Here is a 16,808-nt window from a genome sequence, read left to right on the forward strand (position 1 = left end):
GGACCACCTTCTGGGTTCTGGGGTGCGGATGATCACACCGTACGTGGGGCGTCGCGGCCCGCCAAGGGGCTTTTCCGGGGGTGCGACGCCCCACGGTTCACCCGTGGCCGGTACCGGCGCCGGTGCTCACCTCCGGTCGGCCGACCAGGGCTTGGACCTCGAAGTCCTCGTAGACGTTCTCCCGCTCCCGGGCACCGAGGCGGGACCCGAGCCATCCCAGCAGGAAGCCCGCGGGGATCGACACGATGCCGGGGTTCTGCAGCGGGAACCACGCGAAGTCGGCCTGCGGATAGACCGACCCGGGGGTGGAGGAGACCACCGGCGAGAACAGCACGAGCAGTACGGAGGTGACCAGACCGCCGTACAGGCTGAGCAGGGCGCCGCGCGCCGTGAACCCCCGCCAGAACAGGCTGTAGACGAGGGTCGGCAGGATGGCGGACGCGGCGATCGCGAAGGCCAGGAAGGCGAGCGTGGCGGTGTTGGTGCCCCAGGCGAGGAGGGCGAACAGCATGCTCAGGGCCCCCAGGATCACCGCGGCGATCCGGGCCACGGTCAGCTCCTGCGTCTCCTTGGCCCTGCCCTTGCGGATCACCTCGCCGTACAGGTCGTGGGCGACGGACGAGGCCGCGGCGAGCATGAGACCGGCGGCGACCGCGAGCAGGGTGACGAAGGCCAGGGCCGAGACGATCGCCGTGAGCACCTCTCCGCCCAGTTCGTGGGCGAGGAGCAGGACGGCCGCGTCGCCCTTGTGGTCGATGTCGGCGATGGCCTCACGGCCGACGACGGCCGTGGCGCCGAGGCCCAGCACGCCGGCCATCAGGCACACGAACCCGACCAGCCCCACCGCCCACACCACCGAGGCGCGCAGCACCCTGGTCCGGCGCGGTGCGAACAGCCGCATCATGACGTGGGGGAGTGCGGCGAGCCCGAGCACGATGGCCAGTTGGAGACTGAAGAAGTCGATCTTGCTGATCGGTCCCGCCCCGTAGCGCAGACCGGGCTGCAGGTACTGGTCGCCCAGTCCGCTGCCCGCGGTGGCGGACGCCAGGAGGCCGTCGATGTTCCAGTCGAAGCGGTTCAACACCAGGAACGCGACCACCGTGACCCCGGCGACCAGCATCACGGCCTTGACCACCTGGATGAACGTCGCGCCGGGCATCCCGCCGATGGCCGCGTAGATGGTGACGATGGAGCCGATGATGATCACGATCATCGTGCGGGTGGTCGGGCCGGGTTCGCCGACGAACTGTGTCATCAGCGCGATGCTGCCGACCAGTTGGGCCACGAGGTACAGGGTGCACACGGAGAGCGTGCAGACGGCGAGCGCCAGCCGGACCTGCCGCTGCCGCAGCGGGAGCCGCCGGGCCAGGGCGTCGCCGAGGGTGAACTTCCCGGCGTTGCGCAGGGGTTCGGCGATGAGCAGCAGCACCATCATCCAGGCGACGACCGTGCCGCCGAGGTAGAGCAGACCGTCGTACCCGGTGAGGGCGACGAGGCCGGTGCTGCCGAGCAGGGTCGCGGCCGAGAGGTAGTCACCGCACATGGCGAGGCCGTTGCGCAGGGGCGACATGTCACGGTTGCCGAGGTAGAACTCGCCGATCTCGTCCCGCTGCGGCGCTGTCAGCAGGGCGGTGAACAGGGTGATCACGACGACGGTCAGGAACAGCACGAACGTCAGCCGCAGGCTGAACGCGTCGGCCACGCTCGCGGAGAAGGTCACCATGCGCCGAACCGCCGTTCGGCCCGAACCCGGCGCTGCTCGGCCTCGTGCTCCTCCATCTGGGCGCGGAGCCGCCGGACGACCGGGTCGATGTTCGCGCGCATGTGCCGGACGTACAGGAACGCGGTCAGGCCCATGACGGCGAACTGCGCGAGGCCCAGGGTAAGCCCGAGAGTCAGATGTCCGATCAATCGCTGATTCATGACTCCTGGCGCGAAACTCGACAGGAGGACGTACGACAGGAATGCGCCGACGGACAATGCGGTCGCCGTTATCCCGAATCGGCGAAATGACGAGCTTATTGAACGAAATTCAGGATGGGTGTGGATGGGCTGTCGGCTTGTCTGTGCGGGGGGAGGCGGGGCGGAACTGCCGTACCGTGCCTCGTAGTTGGACACAATGCACCCTCTTCGCTGCCTTATGCATGTGGGGGGAGGAAGCGGAGTATGGCAGCAAGGCAATTGAAGTATCAACTGCGTTGGAGAAGTGGATTTTGTGGATATTCCGAGGGGGTCGACATGCGCTGCGCAGCTATTAGCTGAGAATTGATCGGGTTCTGGGTCAGGCCCAACGGTGTCCCCAGTCGGGCCCCGTCCGCGCCCACTCCCGCTCCCATTCGGCGAGCCGGTGCCGAATGGCGACCCGGCGGACCACGACGTGCCCGAGCAGTACCACGGCGACGGCGCCGCCCGTGGCGCAGGTCCCCATGGCCAGCGCGTGCTGCCAGACGGCGGTGTCGGTCGGTGGCGGGTGGACGCTGCGCCCGGCCTCGTCCAGCCACACGTCGGCGCGGTCGCCGCGTTCGGTGCCCGCGGGCACCCGGGCCTCACCGGTGCGGGAGCCGCCGTCGGGCTCGGTCCAGCGTGCCCCCACCCAGTACCTGGGCTGCCTGTCGCCGTGCGCCGACGGCACGGAGGCCGGCGCCCTCTCGACGACCACGGCGCTGACCCGGGCCAGCGTGGCGCGCTCGGCGGCGGCGTGCGCCCGCGCGTCCTCGTGGGCCCACCGGCCCACCGCGACCCCGAGGGCCGGGGCGCCGAGGACGAGCAGCAGCACGACGCACAGCACCGTCCACGCCTCGACGACGTCCGAACGTCGCCGCAGCGGGTTGGCGCGCCAACGCCACCCGAAGACCTGGCCTCGCATCTCGCCCTCCCTCACCGGCACGGCCCTCAGATACGAGAACCCCGGTTAGGACTGGTCCGCACTTCCGGTGTACCCGAAAGGGGGCGGAATGGCATTGTTTGCGCCATGAATCATGGTGGAAGGGCCGGATCCCCGGGGTGTGCAGCACCCGCGTCGGACTGCCCGGCCGGACTGCCCAGCCCGGCCGTCCGGGATGCGTGAGGGTCAGCCGAACCGTTCGATGCGGATGCGGTCCACCGGCTGGCCCGCCGCCACCAGCAGCCGCGAGGCGTGCTCGGCGAACGCGTTGGAGCCGCACACGTACGCCTCCCACCCGCCCGGTGGTCGCTCGGCCAGTACCGGCGCCACCTGCGCCGCCGACAGCCGCCCCACCGGCACGCCCTTGGGCGCCCGCCGGGTGAACACGGCCGTGGTCTCCGCGCCGTATTCCGCCGCGTAGATCAGCTCCTCCGGTCCGCGCGCGGACACCAGCAGCCGCAGGGGCACGTCGAGCGCCCGCCCGCGGTGGTGGCGGAGCATCGACATCAGCGGTACGACACCGGAACCGGCGCCGATCAGCAGCGCGGGCCGGTCCCCGGGCCAGGCGAAGAAACCGCTGAGCGGGCCGCGCACCTCCACCACGTCGCCCGGCCGGGCCTCGGTGTGGAACCAGCCGGAGACCTCACCGCCCTCGACGTGGTCCAGGGTCAGCTCGATGTGCCCCGTGTCGTCCGGCGGGGACGCCAGCGAGTAGTGGCGCTGCGCCGTGTAACCGTCACCGGCGGTCAGCCGCAGCATGAGGTGCTGTCCCGGCAGATGTCCCGCCCACCCGGGCACCGCGAACCGGAACGTGGACACGGCGGGCGTCTCCCGCCGGATCTCCGTCAGGGTGGCCGTCTGCCACCGGGCCGCCTCCCGATTGCTCACGGCGATGCGGCCGGGCACGGCGAACCGGGTGGGCGGCGAGAAGGGCGGGCGCGCCGCTGTCGTCCCGGTCGGTGCGGTCGGCTCAGTCACCGCTGCTGTGTCCGTCACCGCTGCCGTCTCGGTCACCGCCGTCGTCTCAGTCACCGGAGTACCGCTGTTCCTCCCACGGGTTGCCCCGCGCGTGGTACCCGTTCTGCTCCCAGAAGCCGGGCTCGTCGTGGTCGAGGAGCCGCAGGCCCGCGATCCACTTGGCGCTCTTCCAGAAGTACAGGTGCGGCACCAGCAGCCGCGCCGGACCGCCGTGCTCGGCGGGCAGCGGCTCGCCGTCGTACTCCCACGCGATCCAGGCACGTCCGCCGGTGAGGTCGGCGAGCGGGAGGTTCGTGGTGTAACCGCTGTGCGAGTACGCGACCACGTGCGTGGCGGACGCGTCGGGCCGGACCACGTCCCAGAACGCGTCCAGCGAGACGCCCCCGAAGCGCACCCCGAACTTCGACCAGCTCGTCACGCAGTGGATGTCGCCCTCGTACCCCGAGGCGGGCAGTGCGTGCGCCTCGTCCCAGTCCCAGATGCGGGGCTCCGCCACCAGACCGTCGATCCGCAACGTCCAGTCGGCGGGCGCGAGGTCGGGGGTGACCTCGGCCGACAGGACGGGCCAGTCGTCGCCGGCGTCGTACTGGCCGGGCGGCAGCCCTGGGTGGTGGACGCGGGGGCGTCCGGTGAAGCCTCGGGTGACGTTCATGGGGGTCCAACGTGACGGCGGTGGTTGCTGAGTCATACAACCGTACGTGCCGCCGAGGCATGCCCCGGCCCGGGGGCGGGCGACGATCATTGCGGCCGCGTGAACTCTCCGGAGCGCCGGGAACAGGGCCGCGACGATCTTCCTTGCCGCCAGCGCCAGGACGGGCGAGCGGGCCGGCCCCGACGGCGGACGGCCGTTCGGGCTTGGCGAGCGTACGGGCTGGCCAGGCGCGTGGCCGGGCGGTCGGGCCGCCCGGGCGGGCCTGGCGGGTGGCCGGGCGGTCCGGCGGCCGGGCCCGATGGCAGCGGAGTTGAACAGAGTGGCGCAGAGTGGAGTGCGAGAGCGCATGACCGAGTACGCGACGGGCGGCCGCAAGGGCACGGACACCGCGCCGCACGTCCTCGACAACCCCGCCCGCGCCTCCCTCACCGGGCCGCACGCCCTCCCCCACAGCCTGAAGGGCGTGGGAGGTGCCCCCATCGCCGAGCGGCGCGGCCGGGTGCTGCGCTATCCGCTGGACGCCTCGCCGTGGCTGGGTCTCCCCGACGAGCCGGACGCCGACGACTGGGCCGACCTCGCGGCGCCGGCCGGCCCCGGCGCCCAGGTCCCGGTCCCGGCCTGCAGCGGGGGCTTCCCGGCCGGCTGGGAGATGACCTTCGACCTGGCGGGGGTGCAGCTCGTGGACGACGGCGTCGCGGCCGCCCCGGACGAGGAGGCCGTACGGCTCGGCCCGGCCGACGTGCCCGAGATGCTGGACCTCGTCGAACGCACCCAGCCCGGCCCCTTCCTGTGGGGGTGTAGCGCGGGAGAGGTGCGGGGAGCGTCGCTCGCCGAAGGGGCCGGGCAGGTCCACCGAGGTCGCACGGCGTCCCGCGCTGCCGTGGGTGTGGCGGTGGCCGGGCTCTCGGCCGTGCGCGGGGCGGGCGTTCGGCGTCGGGGGTCGTGCCTCCGGAGGGTTCCGGCGGAGCCGTTCGGACCCCCGCCGGTCGGTCGTGACCATGGGGTAGGGTTGCCGGGCCAGTCAGCACGTGGACCCGGGAGGTGAGACCCATTACCGCTGTAGCAGGTCGGGTGCTCTCCCCTCGACGCGGCGCGGTGCGTCGCCGATAGGTCACCGCGGAGCGCCCTTCGGCCCACCGGAAGGCTCCTCGGCTGTCATGCCACCTCTCTCCCTCACCTCCGTCGTCACGGCGCTGCGCGCCGCCGGTTGCGTCTTCGCCGAGGGCGAGGCGGAGTTGATCCTCTCGACCGCCCGCACCCCGGACGAGGCCACCGCCATGGTCGACCGGCGCGTCGCGGGCCTGCCCCTCGAACTCGTCCTCGGCTGGGCGGAGTTCGCCGGACTGCGCATCACCGTGGAACCCGGCGTCTTCGTCCCCCGCCGCCGCACAGAGTTCCTCGTCGAGCAGGCCCTCGCCACCGCCCCCCGCGCCCGTGTCGTCGTCGACCTCTGCTGCGGCTCCGGCGCGGTGGGCGCCGCCCTGGCCGCGTCGCTCGACGGCGCCGAACTGCACGCCGCCGACATCGACCCCGTGGCGGTCCGCTGCGCCCGGCGCAACCTCGCGCCCTACGACGGCCACGCCCACGTGGGCGACCTCTACACCGCGCTCCCCGACCGACTGCGGGGCCGGATCGACATCCTCGCGGCGAACGTCCCGTACGTCCCCACCAGCGAGGTCCCGCTCCTGCCGAGCGAGGCCCGCGACCACGAGCCCCTGGTCGCCCTCGACGGCGGCACGGACGGCCTCGACGTCCTGCGCAGGGTCGCCGCCGAGGCCCCCGACTGGCTCGCCCCGGGCGGCTGCCTCGTCGTCGAGACCAGCCGCCGCCAGGCCCCGCTCGCCCTCGACGCCTTCCGCAGCTCCGGCCTCACCGCCCGCACGGCCGTCGCGGAGGAGGCACACGCCCACGTGGTGATCGGCACCAGAGCCTGAGAATCCTCCGGTTCCCGCGCGCCGACCTCACCCGCCGGTTCCCGCGCGCCGACGCCGCCGACGGGTTCCACGTTCCACGCGCCGACGCCGGCCGGCCCCTCCGGGCCTCCCGCAACCTGATGTGGCCTTGCCCTCAGTCATTGTGCAACTAGTTGCACAATAGTCGTGGCGTCGTCTACAACCTTGCTGACGACGCCACGCACGGAGGGCCCCATGAGCCGTTACCCGCACCTGCTGAGCCCGCTCGACCTGGGCTTCACCACGCTCCCCAACCGCGTGCTCATGGGCTCCATGCACGTGGGCCTGGAGGAGGCCGAGCGCGGATTCGAGCGCATGGCGGAGTTCTACGCCGCCCGGGCGCGCGGGGGAGTGGGCCTCATCGTCACCGGCGGCATCGCGCCCAACGAGGCCGGCCGGCCGTACGAGGGCGGCGCCAAGCTCACCACCGACGCCGAGGCCGACCGGCACCGCGAGATCACCGACGCCGTACACCGCGAGGGCGGCCGGATCGCGATGCAGATCCTGCACTTCGGCCGGTACGCCTACCACCGCGACCTCGTCGCGCCGAGCGCGCTGCAGGCCCCGATCAGCCCGTTCGTCCCGCACGCGCTCACCGACGCCGAGGTCGAGCAGACGATCGACGACTACGCGAACGCGGCCCGCCTCGCCCGCCGGGCCGGGTACGACGGCGTCGAGATCATGGGCTCCGAGGGCTATCTGATCAACGAGTTCATCGCCGCCGGGACCAACCACCGCGACGACCGCTGGGGCGGCTCGTACGAGAACCGCATGCGTTTCCCCGTCGAGATCGTGCGCCGGGTGCGCGAGGCGGTCGGCGAGGACTTCATCGTCGTCTACCGGCTGTCAATGCTCGACCTGGTCCCCGGCGGCTCGACTCTCGACGAGGTGGTCACGCTGGCGAAGGCCGTCGAGGCGGCCGGGGCGACCGTCATCAACACGGGTATCGGCTGGCACGAGGCCCGTATCCCCACCATCGCGACCTCGGTGCCGCGCGGCGCGTACACCTGGGTGACGAAGAAGCTGATGGGCGAGGTCTCCGTCCCGCTCGTCACCACCAACCGCATCAACACCCCGGAACTGGCCGAGGAGTTGCTCGCCAACGGCCACGCCGACATGGTGTCCATGGCCCGCCCGATGCTCGCCGACCCGGACTTCGTCAACAAGGCGCGCGAGGGCCGCTCCGACGCCATCAACACCTGCATCGGCTGCAACCAGGCCTGCCTGGACCACACCTTCAGCGGCAAGATCACCTCCTGCCTGGTCAATCCGCGCGCCTGCCACGAGACGGAACTCGTGCTCTCCCCGACCCGGCGACGCAAGCGCGTCGCGGTCGTCGGCGCGGGCCCGGCGGGACTCGCCTGTGCGGTGAGCGCGGCCGAACGCGGCCATGAGGTCACCCTGTTCGACGCGGCGAGCGAGATCGGCGGCCAGCTGAACGTCGCCCGCAGGGTCCCCGGCAAGCAGGAGTTCGACGAGACGCTGCGCTACTTCCGCACCCAACTCGACGAGCACGGCGTCGACGTACGCCTGGGCACCCGGGTCACGGCCGACGACCTCACGGCGACGGCGTACGACGAGGTCGTCGTCGCCACCGGTGTCACCCCCCGCACCCCGAACTCCCCGGCGTCGACCACCCCAAGGTCCTCGGCTATCTGGACGTCCTGCGCGACAACGTCCCCGTCGGCGACCGCGTCGCCATCCTCGGCGCCGGCGGTATCGGCTTCGACGTCGCCGAGTTCCTGACCGACGGCGGCGAGAAGACCAGCGAGGATCCGGCCGCGTACTTCCGGCAGTGGGGCGTCGACATGGACTACCGCGCCCCCGGCGGTCTCGCCGCCCCCGAGCGGCCCGCGCCGCCGCGCTCGGTCCACCTGCTCCAGCGCAAGACCACCAAGGTCGGCGCCGGACTGGGCAAGACCACCGGCTGGATCCACCGCACCGAACTCAAGCACCGCGGCGTCACCATGGTTCCCGGCGCCCAGTACGACCTGATCGACGACGCCGGGCTGCACGTCACCGTCGACGGCGTCCGTCAGGTGCTGGAGGTCGACACGGTCGTCCTGTGCACCGGCCAGGACCCGCGCCGCGACCTCTACGACGACCTGATCGCCGCGGGGCGCTCCGCGCACCTCATCGGCGGGGCCGACGTGGCGGCCGAACTGGACGCCAAGCGGGCGATCAAACAGGGGACGGAGCTGGCGGCGGCACTGTAGGAGGCGGTCGGGGGCGTTCGGCCGCGGCGGTGCGAGCGGCCGTGGCGGGCCTCCGGCCTTCCTAGGATGAGCCCATGTCACTCCCGCACGCGATCCTCACCGCCCTGCTCGAGAAGCCCTCGTCGGGCCTGGAGCTGACCCGGCGGTTCGACCGGTCGATCGGCTACTTCTGGTCGGCCACGCACCAGCAGATCTATCGCGAGCTCGGGAGACTGGAGGGCGAGGGCTACATCCGGGCCCTGCCCTCCGAGCGGCCCGCCCGGGGCCAGAAGAAGAGCTACGAGGTGCTGCCGGCCGGCCGGGCGGAACTGGCCCGTTGGACCTCCGCGCCCCAGGACCCCAAGCCGTGGCGCGACGCGCTCTTCGTCCGTCTGCGCGCCGCCGCCGTGGTCGGCACCGACGGCCTGGAGGACGATCTGCGGCGCCATCTCACCTTGCACCGGCAGAAGTTGGCGGAGTACGAGCAGATCGAGAAGCGGGACTTCGGGCCCGGCCGGGACACCGCCCAGGACCGGCTCCAGCATCTGATCCTGCGGGCGGGGATCGATCTGCAGACCTTTTGGACGCAGTGGCTGACCAGCGCCCTGGAGGAGTTCTCGACGCTGCCGGGGGACACCGGCGGCGGCGAGGACAGCGGTGGGGCGGGCGCGGCGGAAGAGGTCGGTGACGAAGACACGAGCGAGAAAGACATGAGCGGGAATGACATGAGCGCGGACGACGGCGGGAAGGTGGGGGGCGGCCGCGCTGAGGATGAGCGCGCGAGGGAGGAGTAGCGGGCCCGGTGGTCACAGACGGTGCGGCTTGGCCCGGCGGCGCAGGTACCAGACGGCCGCTCCGGTGCCCACGGCCACCAGCGCCCCGCCGCCCACGAGGGTGACGGTGCCGTACTCCCGGGTGGCGCCGCCGACGCCGCCCATGACGCCGCGCGCGGGCGAGGCAGTCGTGGAGATGGTGGGGGTCGCCGCCGTGACGATGACGGACTGGGTGCCCGCCGTGGTCCCGTCCTTGCACACCACGATCACGGTGTACGTGCCCGGGCCCACGTTCGCCCACGACGCGGACTGGGCGGTGCTGGTGCCGGTCAGGGTCACCTGACGCCCCTGGGAGAAGTTCGCCTGCCCGCCGGAGAGGAGCGAGGCGGTTCCGAACGTGCCGTTGGTGCTGTCGGGGCAATCGCTCGTGGTCACGCTGACCGAGGAACCCGTGGTGCTCACCGAGATGCCCGTCGGCACCGCCGAGGCCGACTGCGCGGTCAGGGCGATCGGCAGTGCGGCGGCGGCCACCGTCAGGCCGGAGCGGAGGAGTAGCTGAGACGTTCGCATGGTCTGCCCTCCAGCGGCACGGTCGCGGCACATCCCTTGCGCCGCCGAGGTTCGGGGGACCCGTGCTGCCTCAGGGTGAGCCAACGTGCCCCGCGCCCCGCCCGCATGCGGACGACGCCCGGGCAGGTGACGGATACCGCCGTGTGGGGGACACCAGGGCCCTCACCCGCCGGTGGTGACCGTCCGCTCCACCGAGAACCCGCCCCAGGTCCCGTCCGGAAGCTTGGCCCGGATCCGCACGCGGTACGTCACCCCCGCCTTCTCGCCCACGTAGAAGTCGTAAGAGGCCCGGCCCCGGGGCGGAGCCCCGCCCCACACGAGGGTGGTCGCCGGCCGCCCGTCGAGCTGGATCTCGTACTCCATGACGATCCCGTCGACGGGCGGAGGAAGCCAGGACAGTTCGACGGAGTACGCCCCGTCGTGCCGGCGTGCTTCCGCACGGAACCCGGTGGGCGCGGAGCCCCGCCCGTCGTCCGCTCCCGGACGGGTGCTGAGCCGTACCTCCGCACTCACGGGCGAGACATTGTCCGCGGCGTCCCGGGCCCGCACGGTGAAGGAGTACCGGGTACCGGGCCGCAACCCCGTGACCACGGCCGACGTCCGCTCCCCGCCCACACCGTGGATCTTCGAGCCGCCTTGCAGGATGTCGTACGACTCCACGTCCCGGTCATCCGTCGACGGCTCCCACGACAACCGCACCGTCCGGCTCCCGAGCACCTTCCCGTCGAGGCGCTCCGGCCGACTCGGGGGTCGCCGGTCCGCCGGGCCGGCGGCGGGTGTCGTGGCGCGGACCCCCGCACTCGGCGGCCCGAGGTCCCCGGAGGTGCCGCGGGCCCGCACGGTGAACACGTACGTGGTGGAGGGCCTGAGCCGGGTGACGTCCACCATGCGCTCGTCGCCCGGCACGTCCTTGACCTTGGTCCCGCCCCGGTACACCTCGTACGCGGCGATCTCCGTGTCCCCGGGTGCCCGGTTCCACATGACGTGCACGCTGGTGGCGCTGCCCGCGTCGGCGGTGACGCCGGGTGGGGCGGGCGGCGGGCGGCCGCCGGGGCGCTCCTTGACCGCGCAGCCGGCCGTGAGGAGCAGCGAGCCACAGAGCGTGGGCACCAGGACGAGTGCCGCAACGGAAACGCGTCGCACGATCTGCTCCCTCGATCGATGCGGGATTGGTCTGTACCTATCTCCATGTATGACATGACTGACGCGGTCACATCAAGAGGTGGATCCGAGGTGGACGCGGTTCACGGCTCCGCGGGCGGCTACGTATGCTGGTGCTCCGACACGGCGTGAACTCGCCTCTGTGCCAGGCCTGTTCATGCCGTACGGCGCGGGCCGCTGTCGTCGCCGAACCCGCGCCGACGAGAGCGGCCGAGCGGCCGGGGCCGAGGCGGGCCCGGGCCCTCGGCCGCGCCCGTGGTCCGTCCGGCCCCCTCCCGGTGGCCGTCCTCTCCGACCCGCACCACCTTTGGGTGAGTGTCCGTCATGTCCCCCCAGGAGAGGGTTCCTCATCGTGCGAGTCCGCTCGTTGACGCTGGCCGCGGTCGGCGCCGCCCTGCTGGCCCCCGTCGCGCTGCCCGCCCTGGCCCATCCGCAGCGCCCCGCGCAGCACGAGGGCGGTGTGACCGCCGCCGAGCTGCTGGCCAGGGCGCGCGGCTGCGTCCGGGTCTCCGAGGGGCTGTACAGCAGTGACGCCGGGAAGCCCGCCGTGATCCCCGTCTGCGGTGTCGACGGCGCGGTGTACTGGAAGGCGGACATGGACATCGACTGCGACGGCCGGCCGAGTCCGCGCTGCAACCGCGAGACCGACCCGTGGTTCCAGCCCGCCACGTCCTTCCTGCAGTCCGACGGACGCTACCTCCGCTCCGAGAGCCTGCCGTTCGTCGTCGTCCCCGCCCCGAGCCGCGTCTGGGACTTCCGGGTGCACGGCATCAAGGGCGGCTCCGTCGCGGCTGTGGTCCACGGGGACCGGGTCCAGTACGCCGTCGTGGGTGACACCGGCCCGCAGAACATCATCGGCGAGGCCTCCTACGCCACGGCCAAGAGGCTCGGCATCCGCCCCGACCCGCGCACCGGCGGCACCGCCTCCGGGGTCACTTACATCGTCTTCGAGGACTCCGAGGTGACGCCGATCGAGGACCACGGAGCGGCGGTCGAACTCGGCGAGGCACTCGCCCGAAAGTGGGTGGAGGGCGCGGGACTTCGTCGAGGGGCAGCGATGAGGGCGGGCGACGCACTGATTCCGCCGCCCTAAGGCGCCCAACAGCCCTCGCCCGCCGCCCGCCGCCCGCCGCCTGTCGGCACCGTGCCGGTCGCCTGGCGGCGCCGCGTCGATCGCCTGGCGCCGTCGCGTCGATCGCGCGAGGGCGCCGCGTCGGCCGCCTGGCGCCGTCGCGTCGATCCCCCCAACGCCACCGCGACGTCCGCCCGCATCACCGTGCCGGGCGGACGGACGGATCCCACCTCCCCGGCTCGGCCGCCGGTCGCCTGCGGCTCCGGGCGCCGTGCGTGCCGATCGTCGGTGGGATCAGGCGCTGTGACGTGCGGTCGCCGGTGGGCTCGGCCACGTGAGCTTCGGTCGCTGGTGGGCCCGGGCCCCGTGGGTGTCGCCCGCCCGTCGACCGGAGGGTCACTCCTTCCGATACGTGTACGCCTCCGCGGCCGCGGCCGCCACCGTCGCGAGGTCCGCGCCCGTCGACGCCGTGACGACCGCCGCGACCGCGCCCTCGACGAACGGGGCGTCCACCAGACGCGTGTCCGCCGGGAGTTCGTCGCCCTCGGCGAGCAGTGCCTTCACGGTGAGGACCGCGCTGCCGAGATCGGTCAGGACCGCGACCCCGGCGCCCCGGTCCACGGAGGCGGCCGCCGCCGAGATCAGTTCCGCGCTGGTGCCCAGACCTCCGCCCTCGGTGCCCCCGGCCGGCGCGACGGGAACGGAGGCGCCCGCACCGGCGAGCCCCTGTGCCAGCTCGGCCACCGAGGCGGCGACGGAGGCGCTGTGCGACACCAGCACGATGCCGACCCGCTTCTCCTCAGACATCGGCGGCCTCCGGGTCGGCGGTGGTGGCGAGGGCCGCGATCAGCAGCGCGGCGGAGGTGGCACCGGGGTCCTGATGGCCGATGCTCCGCTCACCCAGATAGCTGGCCCTGCCCTTGCGGGCCTGCAGCGGCGTGGTCGCGAGGGCACCCTCCTCGGCCGCTGCCCGCGCGGCGGCGAACGACCCCGCGAGCGCGTCGACCGCCGGGACCAGTGCGTCGATCATGGTCTTGTCCCCGGGGGCCGCACCGCCCAGCGCCATGACGGCGTCGACCCCGACGCGCAGGGCGTCCGCGAGCTGGGCCTCGCTCACCTCGGCGGCGTCGCCGAGCGCTTTGCCGGTCCGGCGCAACAGGGTGCCGTACAGCGGGCCGGACGCGCCGCCGACGGTCGAGATGAGCTGCCGCCCGGCGAGCACGAGGACGGCGCCGGGCGTGTCCGGGGCCTCCTTCTCCAGCACGGCCGCCACGGCGGTGAACCCGCGGTGCAGATTGCTGCCGTGGTCGGCGTCCCCGATCGGCGAGTCGAGCGCCGTGAGCCGCTCGGCCTCGCGTTCGACCGAGGCTGCGGTGGCCGTCATCCAGCGACGGAAGAAATCGGCGTCGAGCACGGAATCTCCTTGCGTGGTGGGTGAACTGACGGGCAGTGAGGGATGCCACTGCTTGGAGCGGTGCGAGCGCGGCCGTCCGGTGCGCCCGCTCACACGCCCCAGCGCAGACCCGGCGTCCGCACCGGCGCGTCGTACAGCCGCAGCAGTTCCTCGTCGACCTGGCACAGCGTCACCGAGGCACCGGCCATGTCCAGCGAGGTGACGTAGTTGCCGACGAGGGTGCGGGCCACGGCCACGCCGCGCTCGGTGAGCACCCGCTGCACCTCCGCGTTGAAGCCGTACAGCTCCAGCAGGGGCGTGGCACCCATGCCGTTGACGAGCACGAGCACCGGGTTGCGGGGGCTCATGTCGTCCAGAACGGCGTTCACCGAGAAGTCGGCGATCTCCCGCGAGGTCATCATGGCGCGTCGTTCACGCCCCGGCTCACCGTGGATACCGACGCCCAACTCCAGCTCTCCGGCGGGGAGTTCGAAGGTGGGACTGCCCTTGGCCGGAGTGGTGCAGGCGCTCAGGGCGACCCCGAAACTGCGGGAGTTCTCGTTGACCTGCCGGGCCAGCGCCTCCACACGCTCCAGCGGCTGCCCCTCCTCGGCGGCTGCCCCGGCGATCTTCTCCACGAACAGTGTCGCGCCCGTGCCGCGCCGCCCGGCGGTGTAGAGGCTGTCGGTGACGGCCACGTCGTCGTCGACGAGGACCTTGGCGATCCGGATGCCCTCGTCCTCGGCGAGCTCGGCCGCCATGTCGAAGTTCAGCACGTCCCCGGTGTAGTTCTTCACGATGAACAGCACCCCGGCGCCGCTGTCGACGGCCGCCGCGGCCCGCACCATCTGGTCCGGCACCGGGGACGTGAACACCTCCCCGGGACAGGCCGCCGACAGCATCCCGGGTCCCACGAACCCACCGTGCAACGGCTCGTGGCCCGAGCCACCCCCGGAGACCAGCCCCACCTTCCCGGCCACCGGCGCGTCCCGCCGCACCACCACCCGGTTCTCCACGTCCACGGTCAGCTCGGGATGCGCGGCCGCCATGCCTCGCAACGCATCAGCGACAACGCTCTCGGCCACGTTGATCAGCATCTTCACTGCTACCTCCTGCAGACGTTTTGGGCAAGCCGCTGACCTGCGTTTTCGCCGGCCTGCGCAGCCTTGTTCAACTATTGATCGTGACGGTCGACGCGGCCGTAGGCGGGCTCCCGGCGACTGACGCTGACTCAATACTGACTTCGATGACGGGCGTCAGGTGCCAGGGGTTGTCGGACAGGGATCGGCGCATTCGCATCTGCCGGAAGTATCGACCGAGCAGCGGCCAAGGTCACGTGCCTGAGCGCGCACGAGCGTGCCGGGGCGGATCACGGCCGCACCAGGGCGTCCGAGAGCACGCTCGCCTCCTCACCCTGAACCGCCCACGCTGCGACTGACGATCGGCGGGGGCGTGCCTGCTCGTGGTCTGCGCCCTGATCCGCTACCTCGCCGACATGCCGAGGTGCGCCCGGGAATCGGCGATCCCGGCGCACCTGGCCCTGACGACGATCGAGAACCGGGAGGCGTCGGGGGTGGTACCACCCGGCGATGAGCCGTTGTTCCGCGCGTACTTCACCGAGGCGGCTGCGCTCGCCGATCGGAGGGTGGTCTGAGACGGAAGCGGCGGAGCCGACGCCTGTGGCGCCTGCCGGGCAGTGGCGGGTGTCGTCGACGGCCGCTGACCGCCGCCGGCGGTGAGAGCCGACTCCGATCCGGCGCGGTACACAGCGCCCGAAAGCATCAGACCTGGTCAAAGCCGCGGAAGGTTCCTGATCCATCAGCGGCGTCGGCGAACTCCGCAAAGTCCATGTTGGCGATGCTGAGGTTGGCCGAGATGTCAGGAAACCACCGAGCGGGGACCCTGAACGTCCGCCCGGGCTCGTCCGAGAGGTCCACGGCCAGGAGCGGGTGGCCCGAATCCTTCATCGTGGCCGCGTCAGCCAGAAACAGGTAGAAGATCTGCTCGTCTTCGCCCGCGGCAGCCTCCTCGGCCATCACGGCCTGGACGCCCAAGCCGGCAAAGCGATGCTCGCTGACATAGGTGGCATGGGGGTACTCGCCAGCCGCGTCGAGTGCGGCTCGCACCGCGTCCCACGCCTCCTCGTCACCGAAGTCGGTACGCAGGACCAGCGAGGTCAGATCATCGGGCTGAGGCAGAGGCACCTTGTGATCCTCTCACCTGACGTCGTACGGGGCGTTGCGAATCCGCCTGCCCCGGCAAGCAGCGGCGCAACGTGCCGAGCCGCGCAGGTCCCCGCACCCTTCATGAGGGGTGCGGGGACCTGTCTCCGGTCAGCGCAGTCCGGCGAAGAGGTCGTCCTCGGGTGTGGCCGTGCCGGTGCTGTCCCGGACGCGGAGGAAGGTCTCCATGCCCATGAACTCGCCGAACCTCTCCTTGCCCATCTTGAGGAAGAAGATGTTCTCGCCCTGACTGGCGTGCGCGGCAAGCGCGTCGAACTTCTGACCACTGAACGCGGTGGTGTCAACCCACGTGGTGATCTCGTCGTCGGGCAGCCCGATCTCGGCCGTGGCGGCGGCCTCGGCAGGATCCGGTTCGGGCATGTCCGGATGGAACTCGCGCATGATCTCGCCGAACCGCCGCATCATCGAGCGGGGCGCCGTGGTCCAGTACACCTTCGGCGTCAGCGCGGTCATGTCCAGCGCCGCCATCGTGATGCGGTGGGCCTGGATGTGGTCGGGGTGGCCGTAGAACCCGTTCTCGTCGTAGGTGACGACCACATCGGGCCGGTAGTGCCGCATGAGCTCCGCGAGCCGGGCCGCGCCCTCCTCCACGGGGGTCTGCCAGAAGGATCCGGGGGCGTCGTTGCTCGGCCAGCCGATCATCCCGGAGTCGGCGTAGTCCAGCGTCTCCAGATCGCTGATCTTCAGAACGTCACAGCTCGCCTCGAGTTCTCGGCGGCGCAGCAGGGCGACCGCCGCGGGATCGTGGCCGGGATCACCCGGTTTGACGCCGCCCGGTCCGTCACCGCAACCGCCGTCGGTACACGTCACGAGAACCGTGCGGATGCCTTCCGCCGCGTACCGCGCGAGGACTCCTCCGGTTCCGGTGGCCTCGTCGTCGGGGTGAGCGTGAACGGCCATGAGCGTCAAGGGGTGGTCAGTCATGCAACAGCCCT

16 protein-coding genes and 2 pseudogenes are annotated in these 16,808 nt (G+C 72.1%); 6 read left to right on the top strand and 12 right to left on the bottom strand.

The window, feature by feature from the left end; genetic code table 11:
* Nucleotides 1-97: 97 nt before the first annotated feature.
* The 5 genes from E4N62_RS06140 to E4N62_RS06160 form a co-directional block, all read right to left on the bottom strand.
* On the bottom strand, nt 98-1,723 hold the full coding sequence (locus E4N62_RS06140; RefSeq protein ID WP_230212550.1) for a cation acetate symporter: 1,626 nt from the start codon (nt 1,721-1,723) through the stop codon (nt 98-100).
* Nucleotides 1,717-2,118, bottom strand: a complete 402-nt coding sequence (locus E4N62_RS06145) for a DUF485 domain-containing protein (RefSeq protein ID WP_230212552.1) — start codon at nt 2,116-2,118, stop codon at nt 1,717-1,719. The genes E4N62_RS06140 and E4N62_RS06145 overlap by 7 nt, the downstream gene beginning before the upstream one ends.
* 163 nt (nt 2,119-2,281) lie before the next feature.
* On the bottom strand, nt 2,282-2,866 hold the full coding sequence (locus E4N62_RS06150) for a hypothetical protein (protein WP_230212554.1): 585 nt from the start codon (nt 2,864-2,866) through the stop codon (nt 2,282-2,284).
* A 204-nt stretch (nt 2,867-3,070) separates the two neighbouring features.
* Nucleotides 3,071-3,862: a ferredoxin reductase gene (locus E4N62_RS06155; RefSeq protein ID WP_230212666.1), complete on the bottom strand. Its 792-nt coding sequence runs from the start codon at nt 3,860-3,862 to the stop codon at nt 3,071-3,073.
* Nucleotides 3,863-3,908: 46 nt separating this feature from the next.
* Nucleotides 3,909-4,514 carry a sulfite oxidase-like oxidoreductase gene (locus E4N62_RS06160; protein WP_230212556.1) on the bottom strand — a complete coding sequence of 202 codons (606 nt, stop codon included), beginning with the start codon at nt 4,512-4,514 and terminating at the stop codon, nt 3,909-3,911.
* A 346-nt stretch (nt 4,515-4,860) separates the two neighbouring features.
* On the opposite strand from E4N62_RS06160, the gene E4N62_RS06165 reads away from it, so the two are divergent.
* The 4 genes and pseudogenes from E4N62_RS06165 to E4N62_RS06180 all read left to right on the top strand — a co-directional run.
* Nucleotides 4,861-5,559 (top strand): GNAT family N-acetyltransferase, encoded by a 699-nt coding sequence (locus tag E4N62_RS06165; protein ID WP_230212558.1) that lies wholly within the window; start codon nt 4,861-4,863, stop codon nt 5,557-5,559.
* Nucleotides 5,560-5,671: 112 nt separating this feature from the next.
* Nucleotides 5,672-6,448, top strand: a complete 777-nt coding sequence (locus E4N62_RS06170) for a putative protein N(5)-glutamine methyltransferase (protein ID WP_230212560.1) — start codon at nt 5,672-5,674, stop codon at nt 6,446-6,448.
* A gap of 213 nt (nt 6,449-6,661) precedes the next feature.
* A pseudogene (locus E4N62_RS06175) lies at nt 6,662-8,682 on the top strand (FAD-dependent oxidoreductase).
* A gap of 74 nt (nt 8,683-8,756) precedes the next feature.
* Nucleotides 8,757-9,296 (top strand): annotated as a pseudogene (locus E4N62_RS06180) (PadR family transcriptional regulator); the annotation flags it as partial.
* A 171-nt stretch (nt 9,297-9,467) separates the two neighbouring features.
* Here E4N62_RS06180 and E4N62_RS06185 read toward each other — a convergent pair.
* Complete coding sequence (locus E4N62_RS06185; protein WP_230212562.1) at nt 9,468-10,004, bottom strand: hypothetical protein; 537 nt, start codon at nt 10,002-10,004, stop codon at nt 9,468-9,470.
* Nucleotides 10,005-10,166: 162 nt separating this feature from the next.
* On the bottom strand, nt 10,167-11,147 hold the full coding sequence (locus E4N62_RS06190; protein ID WP_230212564.1) for a fibronectin type III domain-containing protein: 981 nt from the start codon (nt 11,145-11,147) through the stop codon (nt 10,167-10,169).
* 370 nt (nt 11,148-11,517) lie between these two features.
* On the opposite strand from E4N62_RS06190, the gene E4N62_RS06195 reads away from it, so the two are divergent.
* On the top strand, nt 11,518-12,258 hold the full coding sequence (locus E4N62_RS06195; protein ID WP_230212566.1) for a glycoside hydrolase family 75 protein: 741 nt from the start codon (nt 11,518-11,520) through the stop codon (nt 12,256-12,258).
* 375 nt (nt 12,259-12,633) lie between these two features.
* Here E4N62_RS06195 and E4N62_RS06200 read toward each other — a convergent pair whose 3' ends face one another.
* The 3 genes from E4N62_RS06200 to dhaK all read right to left on the bottom strand — a co-directional run bounded on the left by E4N62_RS06200 (nt 12,634) and on the right by dhaK (nt 14,733).
* Nucleotides 12,634-13,044 (bottom strand): PTS-dependent dihydroxyacetone kinase phosphotransferase subunit DhaM, encoded by a 411-nt coding sequence (locus E4N62_RS06200; protein WP_230212568.1) that lies wholly within the window; start codon nt 13,042-13,044, stop codon nt 12,634-12,636.
* Nucleotides 13,037-13,651 (bottom strand): dihydroxyacetone kinase subunit DhaL, encoded by a 615-nt coding sequence (gene dhaL, locus E4N62_RS06205; RefSeq protein ID WP_230212571.1) that lies wholly within the window; start codon nt 13,649-13,651, stop codon nt 13,037-13,039. Before dhaL ends, E4N62_RS06200 begins: the two co-directional genes overlap by 8 nt.
* An 89-nt stretch (nt 13,652-13,740) precedes the next feature.
* Nucleotides 13,741-14,733, bottom strand: coding sequence for a dihydroxyacetone kinase subunit DhaK (gene dhaK / locus E4N62_RS06210; RefSeq protein WP_230212574.1), 993 nt, complete (start codon nt 14,731-14,733; stop codon nt 13,741-13,743).
* 359 nt (nt 14,734-15,092) lie between these two features.
* On the opposite strand from dhaK, the gene E4N62_RS06215 reads away from it, so the two are divergent.
* Nucleotides 15,093-15,284: a hypothetical protein gene (locus E4N62_RS06215; protein WP_230212576.1), complete on the top strand. Its 192-nt coding sequence runs from the start codon at nt 15,093-15,095 to the stop codon at nt 15,282-15,284.
* A 127-nt stretch (nt 15,285-15,411) separates the two neighbouring features.
* Here E4N62_RS06215 and E4N62_RS06220 read toward each other — a convergent pair whose 3' ends face one another.
* Both E4N62_RS06220 and E4N62_RS06225 read right to left on the bottom strand, forming a co-directional pair.
* Complete coding sequence (locus E4N62_RS06220; protein WP_230212578.1) at nt 15,412-15,834, bottom strand: hypothetical protein; 423 nt, start codon at nt 15,832-15,834, stop codon at nt 15,412-15,414.
* A gap of 129 nt (nt 15,835-15,963) precedes the next feature.
* The gene (locus E4N62_RS06225; protein ID WP_230212581.1) at nt 15,964-16,797 is read right to left on the bottom strand and encodes a PIG-L family deacetylase; all 834 of its coding nucleotides are present in this window, start codon (nt 16,795-16,797) and stop codon (nt 15,964-15,966) included.
* Nucleotides 16,798-16,808 lie beyond the last annotated feature (11 nt).

Source organism: Streptomyces sp. MNU76, assembly GCF_020982545.1.
Lineage (GTDB): Bacteria > Actinomycetota > Actinomycetes > Streptomycetales > Streptomycetaceae > Streptomyces.